The sequence below is a fragment of the Dietzia psychralcaliphila genome (assembly GCF_003096095.1).
Classification (GTDB): Bacteria; Actinomycetota; Actinomycetes; order Mycobacteriales; family Mycobacteriaceae; genus Dietzia; species Dietzia psychralcaliphila.
The window spans coordinates 3,534,652-3,552,330 of the sequence record NZ_CP015453.1 but is presented as its reverse complement, the minus strand read 5'-3'; the positions used below and the strand labels follow the sequence as shown (position 1 = coordinate 3,552,330).

General features: G+C 70.2%; 19 protein-coding genes. 8 read left to right on the top strand and 11 right to left on the bottom strand.

From position 1 onward, the window contains the following. Positions 1–117: 117 nt before the first annotated feature. Entirely contained in the window at positions 118–945 is an 828-nt protein-coding gene (locus A6048_RS16440) for a pirin family protein (RefSeq protein ID WP_107746906.1), read from the bottom strand. Between the two features lie 153 nt (positions 946–1,098). Here A6048_RS16440 and A6048_RS18840 point away from each other — a divergent pair, with 153 nt between their 5' ends. Next, the gene (locus A6048_RS18840) at positions 1,099–1,224 is read left to right on the top strand and encodes a hypothetical protein (protein ID WP_268817328.1); all 126 of its coding nucleotides are present in this window, start codon (positions 1,099–1,101) and stop codon (positions 1,222–1,224) included. Positions 1,225–1,261: 37 nt separating this feature from the next. Here the strand turns inward: A6048_RS18840 and A6048_RS16435 are convergent, their stop codons facing one another. Continuing rightward, complete coding sequence (locus A6048_RS16435) at positions 1,262–1,552, bottom strand: hypothetical protein (RefSeq protein WP_107746905.1); 291 nt, start codon at positions 1,550–1,552, stop codon at positions 1,262–1,264. A gap of 139 nt (positions 1,553–1,691) precedes the next feature. On the opposite strand from A6048_RS16435, the gene dapA reads away from it, so the two are divergent. Beyond that, the gene (dapA, locus tag A6048_RS16430; protein WP_107746904.1) at positions 1,692–2,579 is read left to right on the top strand and encodes a 4-hydroxy-tetrahydrodipicolinate synthase; all 888 of its coding nucleotides are present in this window, start codon (positions 1,692–1,694) and stop codon (positions 2,577–2,579) included. A gap of 74 nt (positions 2,580–2,653) precedes the next feature. Here dapA and A6048_RS16425 read toward each other — a convergent pair whose 3' ends face one another. Continuing rightward, positions 2,654–3,553 (bottom strand): SDR family NAD(P)-dependent oxidoreductase, encoded by a 900-nt coding sequence (locus A6048_RS16425; protein WP_107746903.1) that lies wholly within the window; start codon positions 3,551–3,553, stop codon positions 2,654–2,656. A 160-nt stretch (positions 3,554–3,713) separates the two neighbouring features. On the opposite strand from A6048_RS16425, the gene A6048_RS16420 reads away from it, so the two are divergent. Both A6048_RS16420 and A6048_RS16415 read left to right on the top strand, forming a co-directional pair. Beyond that, positions 3,714–4,532, top strand: coding sequence for a DUF1906 domain-containing protein (locus A6048_RS16420; protein ID WP_107746902.1), 819 nt, complete (start codon positions 3,714–3,716; stop codon positions 4,530–4,532). Positions 4,533–4,725: 193 nt separating this feature from the next. After that, the gene (locus A6048_RS16415) at positions 4,726–6,507 is read left to right on the top strand and encodes an HNH endonuclease signature motif containing protein (protein WP_107746901.1); all 1,782 of its coding nucleotides are present in this window, start codon (positions 4,726–4,728) and stop codon (positions 6,505–6,507) included. A gap of 82 nt (positions 6,508–6,589) precedes the next feature. Here the strand turns inward: A6048_RS16415 and A6048_RS16410 are convergent, their stop codons facing one another. After that, positions 6,590–6,913: a putative quinol monooxygenase gene (locus A6048_RS16410; RefSeq protein ID WP_107746900.1), complete on the bottom strand. Its 324-nt coding sequence runs from the start codon at positions 6,911–6,913 to the stop codon at positions 6,590–6,592. 180 nt (positions 6,914–7,093) lie between these two features. On the opposite strand from A6048_RS16410, the gene A6048_RS16405 reads away from it, so the two are divergent. Continuing rightward, positions 7,094–7,936 carry a serine acetyltransferase domain-containing protein gene (locus A6048_RS16405; protein WP_107746899.1) on the top strand — a complete coding sequence of 281 codons (843 nt, stop codon included), beginning with the start codon at positions 7,094–7,096 and terminating at the stop codon, positions 7,934–7,936. 62 nt (positions 7,937–7,998) lie between these two features. Then, positions 7,999–8,691, top strand: coding sequence for a response regulator transcription factor (locus A6048_RS16400; protein WP_107746898.1), 693 nt, complete (start codon positions 7,999–8,001; stop codon positions 8,689–8,691). Between the two features lie 67 nt (positions 8,692–8,758). On the opposite strand, the gene A6048_RS16395 is transcribed toward A6048_RS16400, so the two are convergent. The 5 genes from A6048_RS16395 to A6048_RS16375 form a co-directional block, all read right to left on the bottom strand. Next, positions 8,759–10,012, bottom strand: a complete 1,254-nt coding sequence (locus A6048_RS16395; RefSeq protein ID WP_107746897.1) for an ABC transporter permease — start codon at positions 10,010–10,012, stop codon at positions 8,759–8,761. Next, entirely contained in the window at positions 10,009–10,890 is an 882-nt protein-coding gene (locus tag A6048_RS16390; protein ID WP_107746896.1) for an ABC transporter ATP-binding protein, read from the bottom strand. The genes A6048_RS16395 and A6048_RS16390 overlap by 4 nt, the downstream gene beginning before the upstream one ends. A 152-nt stretch (positions 10,891–11,042) precedes the next feature. Then, a complete protein-coding gene (locus A6048_RS16385) occupies positions 11,043–11,771 on the bottom strand; it encodes a response regulator (protein WP_235027301.1) in 729 nt (242 codons plus the stop codon). Between the two features lie 140 nt (positions 11,772–11,911). Further along, positions 11,912–13,321 carry a sensor histidine kinase gene (locus A6048_RS16380; protein ID WP_107746894.1) on the bottom strand — a complete coding sequence of 470 codons (1,410 nt, stop codon included), beginning with the start codon at positions 13,319–13,321 and terminating at the stop codon, positions 11,912–11,914. Between the two features lie 70 nt (positions 13,322–13,391). Beyond that, positions 13,392–14,759, bottom strand: a complete 1,368-nt coding sequence (locus A6048_RS16375) for a sensor histidine kinase (RefSeq protein WP_235027297.1) — start codon at positions 14,757–14,759, stop codon at positions 13,392–13,394. A 144-nt stretch (positions 14,760–14,903) separates the two neighbouring features. Here A6048_RS16375 and A6048_RS16370 point away from each other — a divergent pair, with 144 nt between their 5' ends. After that, on the top strand, positions 14,904–15,716 hold the full coding sequence (locus A6048_RS16370; protein WP_107746892.1) for a PaaI family thioesterase: 813 nt from the start codon (positions 14,904–14,906) through the stop codon (positions 15,714–15,716). A gap of 65 nt (positions 15,717–15,781) precedes the next feature. Next, positions 15,782–16,345, top strand: coding sequence for an NADPH-dependent FMN reductase (locus A6048_RS16365; RefSeq protein ID WP_107746891.1), 564 nt, complete (start codon positions 15,782–15,784; stop codon positions 16,343–16,345). A 97-nt stretch (positions 16,346–16,442) separates the two neighbouring features. Here A6048_RS16365 and tpx read toward each other — a convergent pair whose 3' ends face one another. Continuing rightward, positions 16,443–16,940 (bottom strand): thiol peroxidase, encoded by a 498-nt coding sequence (tpx, locus tag A6048_RS16360; protein WP_107746890.1) that lies wholly within the window; start codon positions 16,938–16,940, stop codon positions 16,443–16,445. Positions 16,941–16,949: 9 nt separating this feature from the next. Next, positions 16,950–17,624 (bottom strand): DNA-3-methyladenine glycosylase family protein, encoded by a 675-nt coding sequence (locus A6048_RS16355; RefSeq protein WP_107746889.1) that lies wholly within the window; start codon positions 17,622–17,624, stop codon positions 16,950–16,952. Positions 17,625–17,679: the final 55 nt, after the last annotated feature.

Genomic DNA, 17,679 nt, shown 5'->3' with positions numbered 1-17,679 from the left:
GTCGACTGACGTCGGCCGGGGCGTTCCCGCCGACAGGGCCCTGTCGCCGTCAGCGCCCGTCTGCCTTCAGCGCCCGTCTGCCATCAGTGCCCTCTCGCAGTCAGCGTCCTCTCGCAGTCAGTGCCCTCTCACCTCGAGCATCGTCATCCCCGCGTGCATCTCCCACACGAGGATCTCGGCGCCGTCCACGCCGGCGGTGACCCGGCGCCCACCCGTGGCGGTGAGCCGCGCGGCGTCACCGGTGGCCAGTACGCCCTCGCCCTCGAGATCGACCGAACCCACGGGCACATAGAGGTGGAGGTACGGCGCGTCGGGGAGTTGGACGGTTCGACCGGGCTGCACTCGCGCCGCGAGCAGTGCGGAGGAGCGGTTGCGAATCCGGATCGCGGCCCGGTCGGCGTGGGAGGGTAGGCCACTCGCGACGACGGCGAGGTGGTTCTCCAGCTCACCGGGGTCGATCTCGGACTGTTCGTATCCCGGATCCCCGCCAGTGGAGTCGGGGACGACCCACATCTGCACCAGGTGCACCGGTTCGGCCCCGCCGACGGGGCGCAGGATCGACCCGTCGCGCCAGTCGTCGTTGCGCTCGGAGTGCAGGATCCCGGACCCCGCGCTCATCCGCTGGGCGAGACCGGGGTAGATGATCCCGTTGTGGCCCTCGGAATCCTGGTGGACGAGCGAGCCGGACAGCACCCAGGTGACGATCTCCATGTCCCGGTGACCATGGGTGTCGAAGCCGGAACCCGGAGCGATCCTGTCGTCGTTGTTCACCAGCAGTCGTCCGAAGTGTGTGTTCATCGGATCCTGGTGGCGGGCGAAGGAGAACGAGTGACGGGAGTCCAACCAGCCGCCTCCGGTGTGGGATCGCGTGGCAGAGCGACGGATCCTGACCCCTGGATCGGGCACGACGACCCCCTCGGCTAGTTGATGTAACAACAATAGCATCGTGAGGATCGGCCCGGCCGGATCGGCCCGGCCGGATCGCCCGTCCAGAACGGCCGTCCAGGTTTTTCGCTGATACGGCGACGTTTCCCCGTTCCGGGGCGTAGGGTGACAGCTGTCAGTGACGGGAGTCACATCACTCGCCGGGAGGTTTCCATGCTGCAGAACGCTCTGGCCACCACGCTGCGCGTGGGTATGGCCACGACCAACGAGGTGGCTCACATCGTGGTCGACAACACCCTGGGCCGCTTCCTGAACACCAACCCGGACAAGGTTCGCTGAACCTCCCCTCGGACCGGGGCGCCAGGGAGTTGACGGACTACATGCCGTCGGCGGTGCCCTCGCTCCCGCCGAGCGCGTGGTCCGGCTGTTCCGGGGTCTGGTAGATCCGCTTCTGCTCCTCCAGGTCGCGCGTTCCCGTCGTCGCGCTGCCGTCACCGTGGCCGACGCTCTGTCCGTCACTGTGTCCACCGCTGCCCGGGGCGTCCGGGTCGATTCCGGTCTCTCCCTGCCCGGATGCCGGATCCGTCGCACTTCCGTCACCGACACGCGTTCCGTCGATGGTGTTGCCCAGGTCCTCTGGGGTCTCCGGGGGTGTCTCCGAGTTCATGTGGTCCTCCTGGGTCGTGCGTGTGGGGTGGTGACGACCCTAACCGCGACGGACCGCACGTGCCTCCGGACGACTCCGTCGGAGAGGCCGGTGGCGGCACCGGAACAACGATCCGGCGGGACCGCCTATCCTGGTGCCCATGTCGGACAATCCCTTCGGTCGGGTCATCACCGCGATGGTGACCCCAATGCACGACGACGGCTCAATCGACTTCGACGGGCTGCAGCGACTCGCCGTCCATCTCGCGGACCACGGCCACGACGGTCTGCTGGTCAACGGCACCACCGGTGAGTCCGCCACGACCACCGACGACGAGGACTACGACGCCGTGGGTGCGGTGGTCGAGGCCGTCGGTGACCGCGTGGCGGTGATGGCCGGTTGCGGCACCAATGACACGGAGCACTCGATCCGCGCGGCCACGGAGATGGTGAAGCGGGGCGCCGACACCCTCCTGGTGGTGACGCCGTACTACAACAAACCCACACAGCACGGGATCGTCGAGCACTTCCGGATGATCGCCGAGGCCGCCGATCGGCCCGTCATGGCCTACGACATCCCGGGACGAACCGGCACCGCCCTGGCCACGGACACGATCCGGCGGCTGGCCGAGATCCCCGGCCTCCGCGCGGTCAAGGACGCCAAGGGCGACCTGTTCGAGGCCAGCCGACTCATGGCCGAGACCGACCTGCTGTGGTTCTCGGGCGACGACGTGCTCAACCTCGCGTTCCTCGCCCTGGGCGCCACCGGGATCGTCTCGGTGGTCGGACACGTGGCCGGCGACGACTACCGGGCGATGATCGACGCCGTCGACGCCGGCGATCTCCCCCGCGCCCGCGAGATCCACACCCGCCTCATTCCCGCAATCGACGCGATCATGCACACCTCACAGGGCGCCATCCAGGTCAAGGCCGCTCTCAAGATGCAGGGACTGCTCGGTTCCGACCAACTGCGCATGCCCCTGCTCCAGGGTCCGCCGGAGCACCAGGACAAGCTCCGCAAGGGCCTGGCGGCGTCCGGGCTCGCCTGACCCGCCTCGCCGCGGACCCGGCACGGGCGGCGCCGGGTGGATGCACCCCTCGTCGTCGTGGAACGGGGTGCGGACTACCGGAACGCCACCATCTCGGTGCAGCGTTCAAAGAGGGCGGCGCCCACCCGCGCGTCACGAGAACTGGCGCTCGACCTGGCGATCTTCGGATGCCCCTTCAGCCCGCCGAGTCGATCGGGGCCCACGAACGTCGCGCCGGGCAGGTCCGGCACGGTCGCGGCGTAGAGCACCGATAGTGCGCCCATCTCCGGCGTCAGCCCGGCCCACGAGATCGAGTTTCCCAGCTCGAAGAACCGGTCGGCGGTGGGGCGGCCGCTCTGCCGGATGAGCTCGGTGGTGGTGTAACCGGGGTGAGCGGCCATCGACCGGATCCCCCGGCCGTCGCGCCCGAGCCGGCGGTTCCACTCGTAGGCGAGCATGATGCAGGCCAACTTGGAGTTGGCGTAGGCCGCCATCGGGCGGTATCCGCGCAGGTCCATGCTCAGATCGTCGGTGTCGACACGGCCTCGCAGATGCGCCAACGAACCAAGCCAGACCACACGGTCGGTCAACCTCGGCAACAATCCCTGGGTGAGTGCGTGGTGACCGAGCGCGTTGACGCCGAACTGCATCTCGTGGCCCTGGGCGGTCCGGGACGGCGGGAGGTTCATGACGCCGGCGTTGTTGATCAGGACATCCACCCGATCTCCCGTCCCGGCGACGAACTCGTCCACCGAGTCGAGGTCTGCCAGGTCCAGCCGGCGGGCCAGCGCCAGGTCACGAGTCGCGGCCGGCAGGGTGGCTCGCGCGGCCTCGGCCTTCTCGAGGTTCCTGCAGGCCATGACCACCTGGGCGCCCCTGGCCACGAGCGCGCGTGTGGTGGCCAGGCCGATCCCCGCGTTGGCCCCGGTCACCACGAAGGTGCGTCCCGTCTGGTCGGTGACGTCGGAGGCGGACCATCTGGGCGTGCGATTCATGGTGAACAGTCAACCAGTCGCGCCTGCGCCGCGGTTCGACACCCGTGTGATAACGCCAGGGGAGACGCCGCGATGTTCTTGTGACACACTCGCCTGAGGCGGTGAGGTCCCACGCGTCACACCCGCCTTTCGTCTTCGACCGAGATCTCGGAGTTCCCTCATGACGTTCGACCGCCGTTCCTTCCTCCGTCGCGCCGGCCTCGGTGCGGCCGGAGCCGGCGCACTCGCTGCGGGCCTCACGCCCGCGGTCAGTGCCCAGTCGTCCATCCCCGCACCTCTCGGCGCCCTCCCCGGCGCGGGTGCAGGAATCCCGATCGGCACGCTGCTCGATTACGCGTCGGGCCCGCCGTCGGCGGCGTCGGTCCGAGCGGCCGGCCACATGGGCGCGGTGCGGTACTGCTCGAACCGCCGTCCCGGCGCGGAGTGGATGACCGGCAAGCCGCTGCTCCGGCGCGAGGTCGACGACTTCCGTGCGCACGGCCTCAACATGGTCTCCTGCTACCAGTTCGGCAGGGACACCACCGCCGACTGGCGCGCGGGTGCGGCGGGAGGTGACCACCACTCCAGGATCGGCATCGGTATCCACTTCGCCGCAGGCGGTCCTCGTGGGGTGCCGATGTACGCCGCGATCGACGACAACCCCACCCGCTGGGAGTTCGACAACCTGATCGCCCCGTACCTCGAGCGCTTCCGCCACCACCTGCACGGCGCGGGGATGAAGCTCGGCGTCTACGCCAACGCGCCGACCATCGACTGGTGTCGGCAGCGAGGCCTGGGTCAGTACTTCTGGCAGCACGACTGGGGCTCCGGCGGACGCCTCAACCCGAGCGCCACCATTCATCAGCTCCCGATCCGCCAGCAGGTGACGGTCGGAGGTGTCGTCTCGGACCTCAACCGCGTCTACGCGCTCGACTACGGCCAGTGGTGGCCGACCGACCCGGCCGCGCTCGTGGGCGCCGCGCTGGGCAGCGTGGGCTGAGGTCGGTCGGATCGAACGTCGGGGGCGGCCGACCGGGACCACCCGGTCGGCCGGCCCGTGTCAGATCTGTGGAGCGCCGTCCGCGGAGGGTCTCGCCGAACTCCCTCGATGAATAAGCAACTCCTCACCGAGAAGGCCCCAGTGTTCGCCTCTATGTTCGACTACTATCGAACATAGAGGCGATGGGGGTGTTATGAAGTCGAGGGAGACCGAGCGGCTGTTCGCGTGCGAGTCCGAGATCGCTCGTCTCGCTGTCGATGCCGAGAATCGCGCGGCGGGGTTGCGCATTCGGGCCGTCTACAGGACTTTCGACGCCGCCGTCGAGCACGTTCGGGCCATCGATGACGTCGCCCACCACTCCGAGCGCCCCGTCCGCGATCACGCCGCCGTCGACCCATGGGAGCTCGCGCGTTCGGAGCTGGCTGTGACATTGGGAGTCCACGCGAACCGGGCGGGTTCCATGGTGGACCTTGCGGTTGAACTGGTCGAACGCTGTCCGGCGATTCTCGAGGAGATCGAGTCCGGGCGGATCGACGAGCGGACGGCGGGCACGATGGTGAGCTGTCTTCGCGGGGTGACCGACGACGCGCTGTGCCGTGACGCAGCCGAGCTGGCGGCGCGCCGCTACGTTGAATCGCTTGACGCCGGTAGTCGACCGGGTTTGGGTCAACTCCGGCGGATGATGGACCGCGCAGTCCGTCGGGTCGACCCTGACGGTGTGCGCAGACGCCAGCAGGAGGCCATCCGTGGCCGTGGCGTGTGGATCCGGAAGGCGCCGGATGGCATGGCGTCCGTCTCTGCCAGTCTCAGCGCCGCCGGCGCCGAGGTTCTGGCGGAACGGTTGGACCAGATGGCGGGGACCGGGACTTGGTCCAGACACACGGCAGGCGCAGGCCGTCGAGACGGCCACAACGATGACGAGGGCGGCGCGCCCGTCGACGACCGCAGTGCCGATGAGCGCCGAGCGGACGCCCTGGTCGATCTCGCGACCGTGGGTCCGAGCTCTTCCCCGGTCCCTGCCGCAGATCTCGACACAGGCTCCGCCGCGCACCCCGCCCCGGACCCGTCCATGGCTCGGACGGGGAGCCCCGCTGACGGACACGGTCTCGCCGAACCTCTGCAGCCGCACATCACCGTGGTCATGACCGGGGACGGCGGGTCCGAGGTGTTCTTCCGCCGTTCGGGGGAGGGCTCCCTGGAAATGCTGAAGGATCTTCTCGACCGTGCCCGCGGGGCGACCTTCGAGACCGTCTTCACCGGACGGGCCGGTTCCGATCAGGGCGCCGAGTTCAAGTACTCCGTCCCGGGCTGGCTGGCCCGACGGATCAGACTCCGCGACGGCACCTGCCGTCACCCAGGATGCTCGGTCGCCGCTGATCGTTGCGATGTGGACCACGTGATCCCGTTCATCAAGGAGGATCCGGAGACTGGTGGACTGACAGTCGAGTGGAACCTCATCTGTCTGTGTCGGACGCACCACCGGCTCAAGACCTTCTCCGGCTGGAGATACAGCGTGGACCCTCAGGGCGTGGTCGACATCGTCACGGAGACGGGTCGGACCGTCCGCACCTGGCCCTCGGGCCCCCTGGCCCGCGCACGGAAGGTCGAGGAGGCGGTCGAGGCGGAGTCCGAGGCCGCTCAGTGGCCGGACCGGCCCGCGCAGGCCCGCACGAGGGTGTCACCTGGACAGGTCTTCCCGGGTGATGGAGCTGCTCACGATTCGGGTGACCGCGACGATGATTGCCGCGCCCCACGCGTGGACAGTGCCCCGGGGGAGGTCAGTCGCGAACCCACGCACAGCGACGGTTCCCCGCGAGGGGTCTTCATCGGATTCCGGTACACGACCAGGGAACGCCGTCGACGAGCCCGTCGTCAGGGCGAACGTGAATTGCTGATCCTCGAGCGCCGGGCCCGGCAGCACGCGCGGAGCGCAGAGGAGCACGCCGCCGCAGTGGTCGACCCGCCACCGTTCTGACCCGCCGGGCCGCCGGGTCGCCGGGCCGCCGGACGGTGTGGCGGGGCGCGGTGGCGGGGAGGTGCGTTGCGACCCGATCAGGCTAATCGACGGTGATCTCGCCCATCGTTCCCCACTCCTCGCCGTCGACCGTGGTGTTGATGATCCGCGGGGTGCGCTCGAGGTACTGCGCGGCGGAGCCGGTGAACTCCGTGAAGTGCGACGAGCCCACGTGCTCGGCTGGCGCATCTCCGTCGCGGAACGCCTCGCAGAGAAGGAAGGTGGTGGGGGCATCGGGTGATCTGTACCAGTCGAACCAGAGGTTTCCGGGCTCGGCTCTGGTGGCGTCGGTGAAGTCGCGGGTGATCTCGAGCCAGGAGTCGGCGAACTCGGGTTTGACGTCAAATCGCACGTTGATGAGCATCATGGCTCCATCCTGCCCGGGCCGGCGCGACCCCGTCGAGCGTTGCGCCCCCGCCGGATCCTGCGCCGGGGCGAACGCGGGCCCGCCGCCGCGCCCGCCGCGCCCGCCGCGCCCGTTGCACCCGCCGCACCCGATCCCGAGGTGACTCGCCCCGGAAAGCGGAACGCGCCTACCCTGTACCGGGTGACCATCGAGCTGAGCATCGAGAACCCCTGCGTCCCGCAGACTGAGGCCGACTCCTCCGTCCGCGCCGTCTGGGACCGGCTGTCCGTGGATGCCACGCAGAGTCGCGACGAGCCCCTGATCGCCGGTCTGGTCCTGGATCTCATCGACGGATGCGACGACCTGGGCGAATCCCTGGCGAGGCTCGCCGCCTCCCGCATCGCGACCCCCGAGATCGGCCGGCACGTCTTGGAGAAGGAGATCCGCGCGGTCCTGGTCGAGCATCCTCACGTCCTGGAGGCGGTCGCGGCCGACCTGGTGGTGAGTTTCGAGCGAAACCCGGCCTATCCCAACTACCTGGTGCCCTACCTGTTCGCCAAGGGATTCCTCGGACTCCAGGTCCACCGCGTGGCGCACGAGATGTGGAACGCGGGCAGGGTCATGGCGGCCTCGTTCCTCCAGAGCCGGGTGTCCGAGGTCTTCGCGATGGACATCCACCCGGCAGCGCGCGTGGGCTCGGGCATCCTCGTGGACCACGCCACCGGGATCGTGGTGGGTGAGACCTGCGTGATCGGCGATGGTGTCTCGATCCTGCAGGGCGTCACCCTCGGCGGGACCGGGAACGAGGACGGCGACCGCCACCCCAAGATCGGTTCGGGAGTGCTGTTGTCGGCGGGGTCGATCGTGTTGGGCAACGTGCTCGTGGGTGACTGCTCGCGGGTGGCCGCGGGTTCGGTGGTGCTCGACGAGGTGCCGCCGCACACGACCGTTGCCGGTGTGCCGGCGAAGGTGGTCCGGCGTCACGCCGACTCACTGGTCCCCGCGGAGGAGATGGACCAGGAGATCGACCCGGCGGCCGAGTAGGCGTCGCGGGCCACACGGGCGATCGAGACACGGTCGAACAGGACACGGTCGGAGGGCACTGTATGCGGGTACTCGTGGTCGACGACGAGCCGGCGCTTCTCGAGAGCGTGCGACGCGGGCTCGTCGCCGGCGGATGGGCCGTGGAGACGGCCCCTGACGGTGAGGTCGGTCTCGACATGGCCGCCGACGGGGACTTCGACGTGGTGGTGCTGGACATCATGATGCCGCGACGGAGCGGATACGAGGTCGTGCGGGAGATGCGCCGCCGCGAGATCTGGACCCCCGTGCTCATGCTCACCGCCAAGGACGGGGAGTACGACGAGGCGGACGCCTTCGATCTGGGCGCCGACGACTACCTGGTCAAGCCGTTCTCCTTCGTCGTTCTGGAGGCGCGGCTCAGGGCGCTGGTCAGGCGCGGAGCCCCCGAGCGGCCGACGTCGTTCAGGGCAGGGGACCTGGAGGTCGATCCCGCCGCGCGGGAGGTACGGCGAGGCCGGGAACGGATCCCGGTGACCGCCCGCGAGTACGCGGTCCTCGAATACCTCATCAGGAACCGCAACCAGGTGGTCTCCAAGCCGCAGATCCTCCGGGCGGTGTGGGATGCCGCGTATGACGGGGACGACAACATCGTCGAGGTCTACGTGGGCTATCTGCGTCGGAAGATCGATGCCCCGTTCGGTGCCCGTGCGATCGAGACCGTGCGTGGTCAGGGGTACCGGCTGGTGGACAGCGAGGTGGCGAGGGCCGGGGGATGACCGCCCCCCGACACCTCGCCAGCCCCACACCGCCCACCTCACACGGCCTGCGGACAACCCGCCCCGGTCACTCGGCCAGCGAGAGCGCCTGACGGTAGGTGAGCTTGCCGCCGGTCTGCATGATCGACCTCCGGTACACCCGCTCGGCGACCACCATGACAGCGCCGGCGACGACCAGGGTGATCACGGCGGCGACCGGCGGCTCCCACCACGCGGCGGAGCCCTCGACCAGGCGGATCGGCATCGTCACCGTCGACATGATCGGCACGTACGAGGCGATCACCTGCCACGTGTCCTGGAGGAACAGGCCGGCGAACGACGCCACCATGATGAGCGTCAGTAGTGGGGACGACGTGGACTGCACATCCTCCGCGCGGGTGGCCATCGCCCCCGCCACGGCGAACAGGCAGGCCAGCGCCACGAAACCGATCACGAAGAGCACCAGGTACCACCCCGCCGCACCCGCGATCGAGGGCAGCAACGAGGCGTAGTCGGTGAACGTCAGCCCTATCAGTCCGATGGCCACGAAGACCACCATCTGGCCGAGTGCGAGCACAGTGGCACCCACGACCTTCCCGACCAGCAACTGGCGCAACGGGATGGCGGCGGCCAGGATCTCGACGATCCGCGACTGCTTCTCTTCGACGACACTGTTCGCGATGGCGTATCCGAAGAGGATGGCGGCCATGTAGAACAGGAACACGAAGACGAACCCGGCGATCAACTGCACGCCCTCGTCGGCGGCCCCGTTCGGATCGAGCAGCCGTTCCTGCACGACGGACCCGGTGGTGAGGTCGGCGACGGATGTGCCCACGGCTGCCGCGTTGCGCTCGAGCGCGTCGGCAGCCACCACGGCCCCCACGGCGGCGGCGATGTCGGGATCGACCCCGTCCGACCCGACGAGCGTCCACCCGCCGGGTGCGCCGAGCAGGGCGGCGTCGGCTTCTCCCTCCCGTACCGCCTGCTCGGCGGCCTCGGGGTTCGCGACCTCGGTGACGGACAGTTCGATCGGGGGACCGGCCGCCGGTGGCGAGTCGGACCCGGTGCCCTCGTCCGAGCCTGCGCCGGCTGCAGCGGGCTCGGCGCTGGCGGCGGCCTGCACGATGGCCGCGGCGTCGTTCGAGGCGACGGCCACGGTCTTCTCGCCATCGCGCCCTCCGAGGAAGAACGACAGACCGAAGGCGACGATGAAGATCGCGATGGTGGTGAGGGTGGAGATGATGAAGTTACGGTCGCGGAGTTTGACCATGATCTCGCGCCCGGCGACGATGCGCCACGCCGAATCGGTCGACGGCGGCCGGGTGGTGGTCGTGGTGGTCATGACGTCACCTCGCGGTAGATCTCGGACAGGGTGGGGACGATCTCGGCGAGTTCACGAACGCTGCCCCGGGTGAGTGCCTCACGCAGGACGAGGTCGGCCGCCTCGGGCCGGTCGAGGTCCAACAGCGCGGTGGGTCCGTCGACGTCGACGACGTGCACGCCCGGGAGACCCCGGACCCACCCGGCGTCCGTGCCGACGACCAGGCGGTGCAGGACGCGTCCCCGTCGGCGGAGGTCGTCGACCGTCCCGCGGGCGACGACCCGCCCGCGGGACAGGACGACGAGGTTGTCACAGAGCCGCTCGACCAGGTCGAGTTGATGAGAGGAGAACAGCACGGGCACGCCCTGGGTGGTGTGCTCGCGCAGCAGGTCGACCATGGAGTCGACGGCGACCGGGTCGAGGCCCGAGAAGGGTTCGTCGAGGACGAGCAGTTCCGGCCCGCCGATGACCGCCGCGACGATCTGGACGCGCTGCTGGTTGCCCAGGGACAGCGACTCGAGCTTGTCCGAGGTGCGGTCGCCGAGCCCGAACCGCCCCAGCAGGTCCGTCGCCGACCGCCTGGCCCCGTCGGGACTGCGCCCCTGAAGCCTGCCGAGGTAGACGAGCTGGTCGAGGATGGGCTGCTTCGGGTAGAGCCCGCGTTCCTCCGGCATGTACCCGAAGGTGCGACGGTCGGCGACGGTCACCTCCCGGCCTTGCCACGTGACCGTGCCCGCAGTGGGCTGCAGCACGCCCATGATCATCCGCATCGTGGTGGTCTTCCCGGCGCCGTTGCCGCCGACGAAGCCGGTCATGGCCCCACGTGGGACCCCGAATCCGACATCGTCCACGGCGAGGGTCTCACCGAAGCGTCGGGTGAGCCCGTCGAGTTCCAGCATCGTGTCCTCCCTGGTGTCCTGTACCCGGTCCACGCTATTGCCGGTGGGTGCCTCGGCGGATCAGCCGGGAGGATGACTTCTCCGGGAAGGGGCGGGGAGATCTCCCCCTCAGGGGGGAGGTGGACGGCGGACGGTCGACTGCTCGTCGCGGATCACTCGCCGGGGTGGACCAGGCCGGCCTCGTAGGCGAGGACGACCGCCTGGACGCGGTCGCGGAGGTGGAGCTTGGACAGGCACGCCGACACGTGGGTCTTGACGGTGGCCTCGCCGACGACCAGAGTGCGTGCGATCTCCGCGTTGGACAACCCCTGGGCGACCAGACGCAGCACCTCGGTTTCGCGGGAGGTGAGCAGGTCGAGGCTCAGAGGATGCGACGGCACCGCGCCGGACTCGGAGCCGGGCTCAGGGCCGAACTCAGTGCCGGGCTCAGTGCCGCGCGCTGTGCGGTTTCCTGTGTCGTGCCCCGGCCCCTGGGCAGTGCCGGCTCCGGTCGACTGCGGGGCAGTGGCCAGGCGTTCGATGACTCGTCGAGTGACCTCCGGAGCGAGCAGGGCGTGGCCGTGGCCCACGGCCCGGACGCCGTCGACGAGGTCGTCGGGGTCGGAGTTCTTGAGCAGGAAGCCACTCGCTCCGGCGCGGAGGGCGTCGAAGAGGTAGTCGTCGCGGTCGAAGGTGGTGAGGATGAGGACCTTCGCGAGGCCCTCGCCGGTGATGAGTCGTGTCGCCTCGATGCCGTCGGTCCCCGGCATCTGGACGTCCATCAGCACGACGTCGGGGCGCAGTCGTCGGCACAGCTCGACCGCGCTCGCGCCGTCGGCGGCGTCGCCGATCACCTCGAGGTCCGGCTCCACGCCGAGCATCATCGAGAAACCGGAGCGCATGAGCGCCTGGTCGTCCACGACGAGTACGCGCAGGACGTCGGGGGAGCCGTGGACGTCGGGGGAGCCGTGGACACCGGGGGAGCCGTGGACACCCGCGTGGCCGTGGCTCCCGCCGGGGCCCTCGCCCCCCTGGGCCCCGGTCATGCCCGGTCCCCGTCGAGGTTCGGGCGGTACGGCAACCTCACGCGGACGCGATACCCACCGGTCACCCGGGGGCCTATCTCGCACTCTCCGCCGTGTGAGCGGACCCTCTCGCGCATGCCCAGCAGCCCCAGACCGCTGCCCGAGGTCCCGGTACGGGGGCGACCACCGTCGAGGACCTCGATCTCCGCGTACGGGGTGCCGTCCGGGTGTTCGCCGGTGCGCAGGACCACCCCTGCCCGATCGGCGGTGGAGTGACGCCGGACGTTGGCCAGCGCCTCCTGCGCGGTCCGGTACAGGGAGAGGCCGACGAGTGGCGGGACCTCGTCGAGGGGATGCCCGGCGCCGGCGACGACCGAGACGTCGGTGGAGAATCCGGCGGTGTCCAGCGAGGTGGCCAGTCGTTCGACGTCCGCGAGCCCGTGGCCGGCGGACCGGGAGGGGTCGGAGGCGGCAGCGGTGGGGGTGTCGGCGGAGGGCACGTCGGCGGAGCCGGTGTCGGCGGCGTTCGGGCCGGTCGCCTGGTCTGCCGACCGGAGTGCACCCAGCAGGGCCCGCATCTCGCCGACCGCGGACCGGGACGACTCCTCGACCGTGCGCAGGGCTCCTGCCGCGGCCTCGGGGTCGCTGCCCATGACCTTGCGCGCGGCGCCGGCCTGGACGCCGATCGCGGCGACGTGGTGGGCGATCACGTCGTGCAGCTCGCGCGCGATGCGCAGTCGCTCCTCGACGACGGCGCGGTCGCGCAACGCCTCGGCCTGGTCCTCGATGGTGTGGGCCTGTTCGGCAAGGGCGTGGCGTCGACGTGCCCCCCGCCACGAGGTGATACCGAGTGCTGCGGCGCCCCCGAAGTAGACGATGTTGATGAGGGCGGTGTAGACGAGGTAGGCGGGCACGGGAGGGACGAGCCCCGACGAGCGGTCGGTGTCGTCGAGAGCGTCGAGGATCTGCTGCATCCCGGATCCCAGCGCGATGTACCAGATCATCCACACGACGAGCGCGGCGGCGATCCCCACCGAGACACCCACCAGAGCCCGCCTGTCGCGGGCCCACGCCACCGCGGAGTAGACCGCGATGAAGTACAGCACCTGTTGGGAGACCTGACCCATCACCAACGGCATGACGCTGCCGATGATCAGCAGGTGCGCGGTCGCCCCGAGACCGGTCAGGAGCGGGTACCGACGCCGGATCGCCAGCAGTGCCGCCGCGCTCACCATGGCCAGGTACTGGGCCCAGAGCGGCGCGGTCTCGCCGCCCAGCACACCCATGCTCCGCAGGATCTCCAGGCCCACCGCCGAGCAGGCGAACATCGCCAGGGCGAGGACCACGTCGGCGCGGAGGTAGTTCTCCGGCAACGGGCGGGTCCACACGTCCTCGGCGTCGAAGAGGCGGTTCAGGCGAGCCCACACGGGCGCTGATCCTATCCGCTCGCCGCCCGGTCGGTCGCGCGCCGCCGCGGGTGGTGGCGGCCCGGATCGGTCACGGCTGATCGGGGAGCTCCCCGATGGTCTCGACCGGTAGCTCCACCACGAACCGGGCTCCGCCCGAGGACGCGTCGGAGACATGGACCGTTCCACCGTGGGAGCGGGTGATCTCGGCGACGATCGCCAGTCCCAGGCCGGACCCGCCGGTGCCCCGGGCGCGGTCGGCGTCGAGGCGGGCGAAGCGGTCGAACACCGTGTCGCGCTGATCGGGTGGCACACCCTCGCCGTCGTCGTCGACGGTGATCACCGCGCGCGGCTCCCCGTGTGCGGGGCGATCCACGGTGAGCCCGATCGACACGGCCGTGCGCGCGTGCCGCCGTGCGTTGTCGACGAGGTTGCGCACGACCCTCAGCAGGGCGTCGGGGTCGCCGACCAGTCGGGCGGGCTCCACCGCGCCCGTGACGTCGAGGCCGCCCAGACCACGGAGCCGTCCGACCTCGGAGAGGACGATGTCGTCGAGGTCCACGTCCTCGCGACGCAGTGGGACACCGCGCTCGTCGTTCTTGGCCAGCAGGAGCAGGTCCTCGACCATCGACCTCATCCGCTGCACCTCGGGCAGGAGGAGCTCGTCGACGGTCTCCACGTCCACCGGCGTGCCGGAGGTCGAGGACAGCTCCAGCAGGGTCGACAGGGTGGAGAGCGGACTGCGCAGCTCGTGCGAGGCGTCGCCGACAAAGGCCACCTGCGCGGTCCGCGCGGCGTCGAGGCGGGCGAGCATGGCGTTCATCGTCCGGGCCAGGCGTGCGATCTCGTCTTCCGCCTCGGGGACCGGGACCCGGTCCCCGCGTCCGGAGGCGGAGATCTCGGCGACCCGCGATCGGATCGACTCGACGGGCCGCAGCACCCGCCCCATCGCGTAGTGGACGAACACCGCCGTCGCCAGGCCCGCCACGGGCACGAACGACAGGAACAGGATCGCGCCGGCGGCGAGCACGGTGTCGTACCGGTCGGAGTCGGTGCCCACGTCGACGGTGAACGTCACGCCGCCGACGTCCACGCCCACCGACGTCACCCGCAGATCCGCCCCGTTGGGCGACTCCAGCTGGTGCCGGGAGACCTCCCCGGCCTCGGGAGCGGGCACCGGGGGCACGTCCTCGAGTCCCCGGGTGACCTGGGCGGCGACCAGCCTGTCGTCGGGTCCCACGATCCTCACGAGGTCGACACCGGACAGCGGCTCGGCGACCAGTTCGAGGGCGGCCTGTGGTCCACGGGCGGACAGCGCCCCCGCCACGTCGACGGCCCGGGTGCGGTCGGCGGAGTCGATCGCGCTGTGCGCCGCCGAGCGCAGCAGCAGCCACGCGCCTCCCGCAGCGGCGGCCAACACCAGCATGACGATCGCGGTGGCGATCACGGTGGTGGCCACGCGGATCGGCCACCGCCGGGGCGTCGTGAGAACCTCGCTGCTCAGGGGCACAGCTCTTAGGGGCACTGCTCTTAGTGGCACCACCCCATTGTGCGGCCACCTGAGCCCGTCGAGCAGGACTGGAACACGTGTTAGCGTCGCGAGATGAGGGAATCGACGCACCACGGCCCGGAACCACGACTGGGGCTGACCTTCAGCCAGGCCGACGACGGCACCGTGAGCTGGCATCAGCCGGTCGCCGACCAGTTCGTGGACCCGTCCGGTCGCTTCGCCACGGGGGGACTGGCCGTGTTGGTCGACTCCGGCCTCGGCGCCGAGAACCACCGCCACCGGCCCGAGGGGATGTGGACCGTCACCACCGAGCTCCGCCTGGACCTGCTGGCGCGCCCCCGCGAGGGGTCGACCGGGTTGGGCGTGCGCACGGACCACCTGGGCGACGACGGTCATTGCCTCACCACGCGGGGCGACGTACTCGACGATGACGGCCGAGTGGTCGCCGCGGGACTGGTCAAGTCGATGGAGATCGCCGGGGTCGTGGACCCGGACGACTATGACGACGAGCCGCCCTGGCCTTCCGCGCTGGCGCCGGGAACGCTGGCCGAGGTGCTGTGCCTGACGATGACGCACCACGATGACGGCCCGGCGGGCACCCGCGCGGTGGAGGCCGTGATCGCTCCCGAGCCGGCGTTGGCCAATCCGCTGGGCAACCTGCACGGAGGGGTCTTCGCCGCCGTGGCGGAGGTGGCCGGTTCAGCGGTGTTCCCGCACGAGCGGGAGGTCAGCTCGTCGTCGCTCGACGTGCGATACGTGCGTCAGATCCCGCTCGTCGGCCCGGTCACGGTGCGCGCCGAGGCGCTCCACGACGGCCGGAGCTGGGGGATCGCGCAGGCGGTCACGCGGGACGAGCGTGGACGGGTGTGCGCGGTGGCGTCGGTCACTGTCTACGGGAGGCGCTAGATAGTTGTCGTATCACCAAGTATGGTGGGGGCACTGAGCACGTCCACCGACGAGAGGGAACACCAATGAAGATCGGCATCATCCTGGGCAGTATCCGTGACGAGCGGACCGGTGAGTCCGTGGCCGAGTGGGTCGCGGCGCAGGCGGCGTCGCGACCGGACGCTACCTACGAACTGGTCGACCTCAAGGCCTTCGACGTCCCACTGCTCACCTCGGCCACCGTGCCGGGTGCGGCGCAGAAGCAGTACGAGGACGAGCGGGTGCAGCGCTGGAGCGACACGATCGACTCCTACGACGCCTTCGTCTTTGTGACCCCCGAGTACAACCACAGCGTCCCCGGCGGCCTCAAGAACGCCTTCGACTCGCTCGGCAACGAGTGGGCGGACAAGCCGGTCGCCTTTGTCTCGTACGGCGCCGAGGGTGGCGTGCGCGCGGTCGAGCACTGGCGCCAGATCATCGCCAACTTCCGCATGTTCGGCGTCCGCCAGCAGGTCTCGCTGAGCCTGTTCACCGAGTTCGGCCCGGAGGGTGTCGAGCCGGCCGAGCGCCGGGCCGATGAGCTCGCCACGCTGTTCGGCCAGCTCGAGGAGGCCACGCGCCGCTTCTCCCTGGTGGGTTCCACCGTCTGAGCAGCCACGGTGTGAACGACAGCGGCCCGCCCCGGGGAGGGGCGGGCCGCTGTCTGCCGTCTGCGGTGGCCTGGGCAGTGTCAGGCCCGAGCCGGTGTCAGTTGAGTGCTGCGAGCGCGGCGTCGTAGTCCGGCTCGGTGGTGATCTCGTCGACGAGCTGGGTGTAGACCACCTTGCCGTCGGCGTCGAGCACGACGACCGAGCGGGCGCACAGTCCGGCGAGGGGGCCGTCGGTCATCTCGACGCCGTACGCCGACGCGAAGTCGCCGCGGAAGGTGGAGCCGGCGGACGCGTTCTCGATGCCCTCGTCAGCGGCGAATCGCTTGTGCGCGAACGGGAGATCCGCCGAGACGTTGACGACCGCGGTGTTGTCCAGGTCGGTGGCCTTCTCGTTGAAGGTGCGGACCGACTGAGCGCAGACGCCCGTGTCGACACTGGGGAAGATGTTGAGCACGACGTTCTTGCCCGAGAGTGACTCGGAGGTCACGGGTGCCAGGTCGGTGCCGACCAGATCGAAGGCCGGAGCGGTCGAGCCGACGGCGGGGAGCTCGCCGGACGTGGTGACGGGGTTTCCCTTGAATGCGGTGGTTGCCATGTGTCCGTTCTACCGGACAGGACGCGGTGGCGGCGCGGGCACCGCCTGGCCGGTCTGGTCGACCGCCCGCCACAGGTACCAGGAGGCGACCGACCGGTACGGGGCCCAGCTCTCGGCGCGGGTGAGCATCTGGGTGGCGGTGGGGGTCTCGTCGAGCCCCGTGACGCGCTCGAATCCGCGGCGCACCCCGACATCAGCCACGGGGAACACGTCGGGTCTGTCCAATAGGAAGATCAGCAGCATCTCCACTGTCCATCGGCCCACCCCGCGGACGGTGGTCAGGGAGGTGACCACCTCGTCGTCGTCGAGTCCGGTCAGTTCCGCCAGCGTGGGGATCCGACCGGTCTCCACCGCGTCGGCCAGGTCGCGCAGCGCGGCGACCTTGGGGCGGGAGATACCGCACGCGCGGAGTTCCTCGTCGGACAGGGCGGCGACGCGTCCCGGGTCGAGATGATGAGGCCCGGCCGCCTGGTCCCGGAGCCGGCCGGCGATCGTCGCGGCGGCCTTGACCGACAGCTGCTGGGACAGGATCGAGGAGGCCAGGCGGTCGAACAGGGTGTGCGGTCCGATATCGGGGGCGGGCGTGAGGGTGCACGGACCGACGGTGTCGATGTGCCGCCCGAGCTGGGGGTCCGCCACGTAGAGGTGTCGAACGGCCGTCGATTTGTCGTATCCTGCGGGCATGCCGATCAGGCTACCCGGCGAATTTCTTGCCCATCTTGCCTCACAGGTAACAGCG